8 protein-coding genes and 2 pseudogenes are annotated in these 6,458 nt (G+C 64.9%); 7 read left to right on the top strand and 3 right to left on the bottom strand.

Annotated features, from left to right (window positions below; genetic code table 11):
• Positions 1 to 94 (top strand): annotated as a pseudogene (locus AOK11_RS45725) (S-adenosylmethionine-dependent methyltransferase); the annotation flags it as partial.
• A gap of 50 nt (positions 95 to 144) precedes the next feature.
• On the opposite strand, the gene AOK11_RS34125 reads toward AOK11_RS45725, so the two are convergent.
• On the bottom strand, positions 145 to 513 hold the full coding sequence (locus AOK11_RS34125) for an ATP-binding protein (protein ID WP_240497598.1): 369 nt from the start codon (positions 511 to 513) through the stop codon (positions 145 to 147).
• Between the two features lie 410 nt (positions 514 to 923).
• Here AOK11_RS34125 and AOK11_RS34130 point away from each other — a divergent pair, with 410 nt between their 5' ends.
• The 5 genes and pseudogenes from AOK11_RS34130 to AOK11_RS43165 all read left to right on the top strand — a co-directional run bounded on the left by AOK11_RS34130 (position 924) and on the right by AOK11_RS43165 (position 4,273).
• Positions 924 to 2,420, top strand: a complete 1,497-nt coding sequence (locus AOK11_RS34130) for a helix-turn-helix domain-containing protein (RefSeq protein WP_055597547.1) — start codon at positions 924 to 926, stop codon at positions 2,418 to 2,420.
• Positions 2,417 to 3,154, top strand: coding sequence for an HAD family hydrolase (locus AOK11_RS34135; protein WP_055597539.1), 738 nt, complete (start codon positions 2,417 to 2,419; stop codon positions 3,152 to 3,154). Before AOK11_RS34130 ends, AOK11_RS34135 begins: the two co-directional genes overlap by 4 nt.
• Positions 3,155 to 3,254: 100 nt before the next feature.
• Positions 3,255 to 3,425, top strand: a pseudogene (locus AOK11_RS41065) (IS5/IS1182 family transposase); the annotation flags it as partial.
• 65 nt (positions 3,426 to 3,490) lie between these two features.
• A complete protein-coding gene (locus AOK11_RS34140) occupies positions 3,491 to 3,799 on the top strand; it encodes a hypothetical protein (RefSeq protein ID WP_055597540.1) in 309 nt (102 codons plus the stop codon).
• 276 nt (positions 3,800 to 4,075) lie between these two features.
• Positions 4,076 to 4,273, top strand: coding sequence for a hypothetical protein (locus AOK11_RS43165; RefSeq protein ID WP_206188982.1), 198 nt, complete (start codon positions 4,076 to 4,078; stop codon positions 4,271 to 4,273).
• A gap of 330 nt (positions 4,274 to 4,603) precedes the next feature.
• Here AOK11_RS43165 and AOK11_RS34155 read toward each other — a convergent pair whose 3' ends face one another.
• Positions 4,604 to 5,197: a hypothetical protein gene (locus tag AOK11_RS34155; RefSeq protein WP_055597543.1), complete on the bottom strand. Its 594-nt coding sequence runs from the start codon at positions 5,195 to 5,197 to the stop codon at positions 4,604 to 4,606.
• Positions 5,197 to 5,535, bottom strand: a complete 339-nt coding sequence (locus AOK11_RS34160; RefSeq protein WP_055597544.1) for a hypothetical protein — start codon at positions 5,533 to 5,535, stop codon at positions 5,197 to 5,199. Before AOK11_RS34160 ends, AOK11_RS34155 begins: the two co-directional genes overlap by 1 nt.
• 404 nt (positions 5,536 to 5,939) lie before the next feature.
• Between AOK11_RS34160 and AOK11_RS34165 the strand changes: the two genes are divergently transcribed.
• Complete coding sequence (locus tag AOK11_RS34165; protein WP_206188983.1) at positions 5,940 to 6,425, top strand: hypothetical protein; 486 nt, start codon at positions 5,940 to 5,942, stop codon at positions 6,423 to 6,425.
• Positions 6,426 to 6,458: the final 33 nt, after the last annotated feature.

Raw genomic sequence — 6,458 nt, forward strand, 5'->3', positions numbered from 1 at the left:
ACAAATGGGGCCCCGGGGCCCTGTCCGTCAGCCGGCCTGGCCCGGCGAGATGCTCGACCCGAGCTACTGGGCGGATGCAACCGAACGCCTGTGACGTCGGAACTTGAAGGTGACGATGGCACGCGGCCTTGAGGTTGTTTGTCATCAGCTCATCGCCAATGCAAGTTCGCACCACGTACTGGTGCCGTCGTCGCTGACACCCCAGGAGCCCCGTCGGGCGCTGGCGATCGCCTGCACCAACAGCAAGCCGCGGCCGTGCTCGTCTTCGTCGCAGGCTCTCCCTGGAGTGGGCCGATGGCCGCAGACTCCGTCGTGGACGTTGATCCGCAAGTAACCGTTGTAGAGGGAGAGCGCCAGGGTGACCTCTCGGCCGTGGCTGTGCTGGACCGCGTTGGTGACCAGCTCGGAGACGACGAGTACGGCGTCGTCCGCAAAGCGAGACAGGCCCTCTTTGATCAGAAGATTCCGTGTCAGCCTGCGCATCTCTGCGACCCGCAACATGTCGATGCGCACGGGGGGTTGACCTGGCCTGCGCTCAGCGATCTGAAAGGTACGACTCAATAGATCAGCGTCGGTCATGGGAGAGCGAAGCAGTCGTTCGGCAGTTGTTGTCATCACGTCCTCTTGAGGGCACGGAGGACCGGTCGGGTGGCAGCTGTCGCTCTACGAGGGGCGGTCCGCTCGCTGTCGGAGCGAAGACGGGGCGGGCATGGGCCGAACAGCTTTATTGTGGTGCCGCGCACGTCCCTCCCCCTTCCGTAGCAACAGGGTGATCACCGCATCCGACCGAGTGGTCAGCGCAGTGGGCATGAGTGTGGGTCCAGGACGTACCCGTGCTGATCTCTGCGGCGATATCTCTGTAGAGATACGGAATCCTGCATATCGTGTGGACCGTTGAGAAGTTCGACCCAGGGGGCCGCGCTATGAGACCGCCGAGCCGCGTGTGCGAAAGGTGCGCGACCGGGCTGAGTCAGTACAACCCCGACGCCCTGTGCGCCCTGTGCGCAAAGGCAGAAACGGCGCCGGGAGTGCCCGATCGTGCCTGGCGCGACGAAGCCGTTTACCGGGCCCTGGCGGCTTGGGATTTCGGCGAGCTGCTGCGCCTGGTACGCAAGCGGTCTGGTTTATCTCAGATGGCCGTGCGTGAGCTGACGGCGCTCCCTCAGTCCTTCATTTCCGGCCTCGAACGCGGTCAGAAGCAGATCGGCAGCCCAGCCACCCTTCTCGACCTTCTCAACGGCCTTGGCCTGCCTTCCGACCTGCAGCCTTTGCTGCTGACACCTCTACGCGGCGCTGCGCCGAAACCTGGTCATAACCTCTCCGCGGAGGCCGTACTGCCCTGGACGGCGGATCGTATGGTGACGTCACTTGAAGTGGCCATCGGAGGTACCACCATGAAGCGCCGCCGCGTGCTGACCGCCCTGAGCGGAGCCGCACTCACCCAGTACGTCCTGCAGTCCGCCATTGCTCCCGCGGATGCCGTGGCTGCTTCTTCCAGTACCACGGCTGTCACCGACGCCCTGATCGACTCGCTTCAAAGCACCACTGACGCACTTCGCCAGATGGATGCCAGCAGTGGTAGCGGGAACCTCGCCCACACGGCGAAGACTCACCTGCGGATGCTCCTGCATCTGCTCAAGCACGGCTCCTACAAGGAGGGTTACGGACGCCGCCTGGCTGCCGTCACCGCCGACACGGCAGCCCAGACCGGCTGGTACACCTTCGACAGCGGTGACCACGACACTGCCCAGCACCTCTTCCTCGGCGCCCTGCGCGCAGCCCATGCTTCAGGCGACTCCCGCCTGCGCGCCGGCGCCCTGGGTTTCCTCGCCATCCACGGGTACTCAGCCGGCGACCCGCGCGACGCCATCACCGCCGCCCGTACAGCACGCCAGGCAATCACCGATCATGACGCCCCCGCCCTGAACGCCATGCTCCTCACCCGCCAGGCTCGCGGCCACGCCAGACTCCGTGAAGAGCGCCACGCCCTGGCTGCGCTTGCCGAAGCCGAAGAACTCTGCGCCCGCGGCCGGGGCGAGGACGACCCTCACTGGCTGTACTGGATCAGCCCGGGGGAGATCCTCGGACAGACCGGAAGCTGCTACCTCGACCTGGGACAGCCAGCCCGGGCAGCTAACTCCTTCGCCGCGGCCCGCGGCGTGCTCAGCCGGGATGAGACCCGCACTACCGCTCAGTTCCTCTCCCGAGCCGCCACCGCACAGATGCGCGCCGGCGACGCCGACGCCGGCTGCGCCACCGCCCATGACGTCCTGACCCTCGTCGAAGGCATTCAATCCGCCCGCCTCGACGACCACCTGCACACCATGCTCAATGAAGCGCGTTCCTACGGTGCCTCATCAACCTCCCTGGAGCTACTGGATCGTGGGGAAAGCGTCATGCGCCAGCGAGCCGCCGCATGATCTTGGTTCTCTGGGACATCGACCGAACCCTCCTCTATACCGGCGACACCGACCGGCTGGTCTACCGGGAACTCTTCGAGGAGGTGGTGGGCCGGCCTGCCGAGAGTCTGCCCGCCCGGGGAACCGGGGTGACGATGCCCCTCGCTGTCCGGGAGTTGCTGCGCGCGAATGCAGTGGAATCCGAGCGGATCGAGGAACTCGCGCAACACATCGTGCAGGGGATGCCCGCGCAACTGGAGCGTCACCGTGACGATCTTTCGCGCACGGGGCAGGTCATGCCCGGCGCACTCGCCGCCCTTGCCGCCGTGCAACGAGAGCCCGGGCTGGTTCCCACAGTGGTCACTGGCAATCTGCGAGGCAGCGCGGAGATCAAGCTCAAGGCTCTGGGTCTGGACGAGTATCTCGACCTCGGCATCGGCGGATACTCCTCCGACGACTCCCACCGCCCTGCCCTCGTACGTGTGGCACAGCAGCGAGCCGGCACACACCACGGGTATACCTTCACGCGGGATACGACCGTGATCATCGGTGACTCCCTCGAGGACGTCCGCACTGGACGGGAAGGAGGCGCCCACGTGATCGGCGTAGCTTCCGGTACCACCTCAGCCGAGAAGCTCGCTGCAGCCGGTGCCTGCCACGTCGTCCCTGACCTGACCGAAGTGCAACGCATAATTCGCCTGGTCAGCCGAAGTGCGGCGTCGGACGTCGAGCACGGCTGTCCTGGGCCGCGGTAGGACGCGATGCCGGAGAGGTGCAAGTGATCGAGGTACGGCCCAGCGAGCAGATGCGCAACCTCTTTCTGGGCGTCCGGATCACTATCCGTCCGGTGCCGACGTGTCCAGCTCTGCGCCTTCCTGTCCGGCAAGCTCCGCCAGCACCGCCGGGAGCTCGGCACTCGCTGGCGGCGTCTGAGCGCCGGCTGACAGGCTCTGCTCTCTCGCGCATCTCCGCAACGGCCACCCGTATGCGCAGCTCGCAGCCGGGCTCGGCATCGGAACCACCTCCAAGTCAGCGGCCTGGCCGCCATCGCCCCCATAGACCTCGCGCAGGCTTTTGCCCCGTCCGAGCCGGTGCTTCCCGATTCGATCAGCTCCCACAACGTCGACCAGGTTCAGGAAGCAGCCACCGCGATCAGCGGTTGGGACAACAAGTTCGGTGGCGGAGGCATGGTCGGCGACGTCGCCGACCATGCGATGCAGTGGGCGGCCGGACTCCTGAACGCCAAGTGCCCGGAAACTTTGTGGTCCGACCTCCTGGCAGCCGTCTCCCGACTGGGCATCGTCGTCAGCACCTCGGCTTTCGACTCCTACAACCACTTCTCTGTCAAGTTCATCTTGTTGAGCAAGGGATCGGGCGAGACCACTCGGAGTCACATCTAATACCGCTCGCTGACCTTGGGGATGCCGACCCGGAGTACTGGATGAAGGGTCCGGATCACGAATTCCTCAAACGACCACTCGACCGGTACCGGTTCAACGCCGGCCGCCTGGAGGGCCTCCAAGGCAACGAGAGCCCGGTCTGCGGTCGTGATGCTCTGCAAGATGCTGGTGAGGACGTCACGAACGTGCCAACGATTATGGTGCTGGCCCAAGATCGGCAGCACCCGGACCGAGTGCCGCAAGACCTCCAAGTCGGAGGTGGCATCAACGGCTCGCTTGCAGACGTTCGCCAACCCGTCGCAGTACTCGAAGTTGAAGCCCGTCTCCATGCAGAACAGCACCCAGCACTGCCACGCACTTTTCTTCGACAGCCCTATGTACGCCCGTCAGCGGGCGCGCCCCTGGGAGGACCGCGAGGCGTACGCGCAGATCGTGTCCGACGAGGCACCGGCCGCCGACTCGAAGCTTGACTGACATCGAGGCCTGGAGGAACCCAAGAACACCCCCGCCGAAGCCGACAGCACCCCCATCATCGCCCTGTACGAACGGTGGGTGCAGGCCGGGCCGCCCCTCTCGGTACAAGCCTCGCCTCCTGGTGGGACAGCCGCCTGGTCGAGCTGCACAACGCCATCCAGGCGACTGTCGAGCCTCCGCCGCCCTCCCCTGCCGTACACGAGGCGCTCCGTCGCTGGGCCTACACTGCCGGACACAACGAGCAGGGCGTGGACGCTGCCGCAGATCGGATGTACAAGCTGGTCGCGCGGGACGTGCTGCGCCACAGGCTCACGGACTTCTGACTATCTTTCAGCGCACGAACAGGAAGACGGCGATCACCGCGATGCCGACCGCGTACATGCACCGGGTTTTCCAGTCCTGAAGCTCCTGCTCCAGCTTCTTCAGCTTCGCGGTGTACTGCCGTTTACCCTGCTCCTCCCGCCAGTGATACCTCTCCGCGAGGGCCACCACGTCCAGCTTGACGAGGGAATTCTTCGCTTCCGCGAGCCCTCGATTCGCTTCGGCGATGAGGGACAGCGTTTCCCTCTTGGCCTCCACCAGCTTCTTCATGTCCTCCAGGACCCGGCCAAGGTCCGAGACCACGGGGTCGCTCTCCAGGTAGTTCACGGCCCGTGAGAAGTCGTCCAGCCGCTTCGAATCCACCAGATGCGCGGTGCTGGCGAACCCTTCGAGGACATCCATGCTCAGACCGTTGGCCGCATGGCTGAACATCTCGGCCATCGACCAGTTCATCTTGCTCGACAGTGCGTTGGAGAAGTCCCTGAGGACCTTCGCGTCCAGGCGGTTGAGGGCTGAGGCGACCTCGGGGAACTCCTTCGCCACTTCGTTGATCACGACGTGGGTGTCCCGGCCGGAGTGGAAGGAGAGGTGCTTGTCGCCCATCAGAGGTTGATGGTGCCGCTGAAGTCTCTGCCTACGTTGTAGTTCGTCTGGGCATGCACGTCGCCGAACGTCACCGTGGAGGTGGAGTTGTCGACCGCTAGGTTGTGCTGGACGAGCCTGACCCGCCAGTAGGCGGCGATGTCCTCCAGCGAGAGGGCCTCCTCCTGGAGCAGGATCGCATGATCGGCGGCCTCCTCCGCATACCGGTCCTGGACCTCGCGGGGCTCGCCGGAGACGAGCGTCCTGACGCGTTCGCGTACGCGGTCGAGGAGACCGGTGGCTGCGCCTGCTGCGACAGCTTCGGTGACGGCGACGGCGGCTTCAGTGGCGTTGAGCATGAAGGAAAAGTATCGAAGTGGGAAGTCCGTCGCAGGGACATGCGATTTTTTGACAGGTATGGAACTGGAGCGGCTGCTGGACGAGCTGGAGACGCCGGCGGCCCCAGCGGCAGGTAAAAACGGGAGGTCCGCCCGCGCCTCGGTGACTTGCAAAGACGGTAATTCCCTCCCCGTTCCGCATACGATGCGACAAGCTGATCGCCCGAAGTGCCAGACTGACGCGTCCAATTGCTCGCCACAGCACACCCCAACGGCTTCCAGGACAACCCTGGGCTCCGGGGTGAATCGGAAGATGCGGCGGGCGGGACAGTTGCCCGGACTACGCCGCAGGGCGCGACAGAGGCTGGCGGCAGAACTCCTCGCCGCGAGGCGAGGAGGAGCAACTCCCATCGGAGAAGGAACACATGAGTCTCCAGGACGTCCCCGAAAACTTGCCAGTTCCCGCACCGCAGTCTTCGCTCCAGGTACAGGCCGCTCGCGCGGACCTGGAGGCATTCGAAGATCTGATGTTCCAGGTGCTGGAGGCCTGGGGGCTTCCCACGGACAACATCATCGTCACGGCCAAGCAGCGCGAGACCCTCCTCAGGAACACCCCCGATGTCATTGAGGAACTCACCCCCGAGGAGCGGGCGGACGCGCCTTACATCGCCAAGATGATCATGGCGGGCTCGGTCGGGCTGTTCGACGCCGCGTTGAACTACCTCTGGAACGAGACGATCAACCGGCTGCGGGACCACGTCGCCGCCTTCGACGTCGACTACTTCTTCGACCTCGCCGAGACCGACCCCGCCCGCCGCAAGAATCTCAAGACACGCGACGACCTCTCCCAGATCGACGACTACAAGCTGCTGGAAGCCGCCAACAAGATCAAGCTAAGCGCTGTCCCGTAAATGATCTACGGTATGCTGGTTGACCAGCGTCGT

Source organism: Streptomyces hirsutus, from assembly GCF_001418415.1.
GTDB classification, from domain to species: domain Bacteria; phylum Actinomycetota; class Actinomycetes; order Streptomycetales; family Streptomycetaceae; genus Streptomyces; species Streptomyces hirsutus.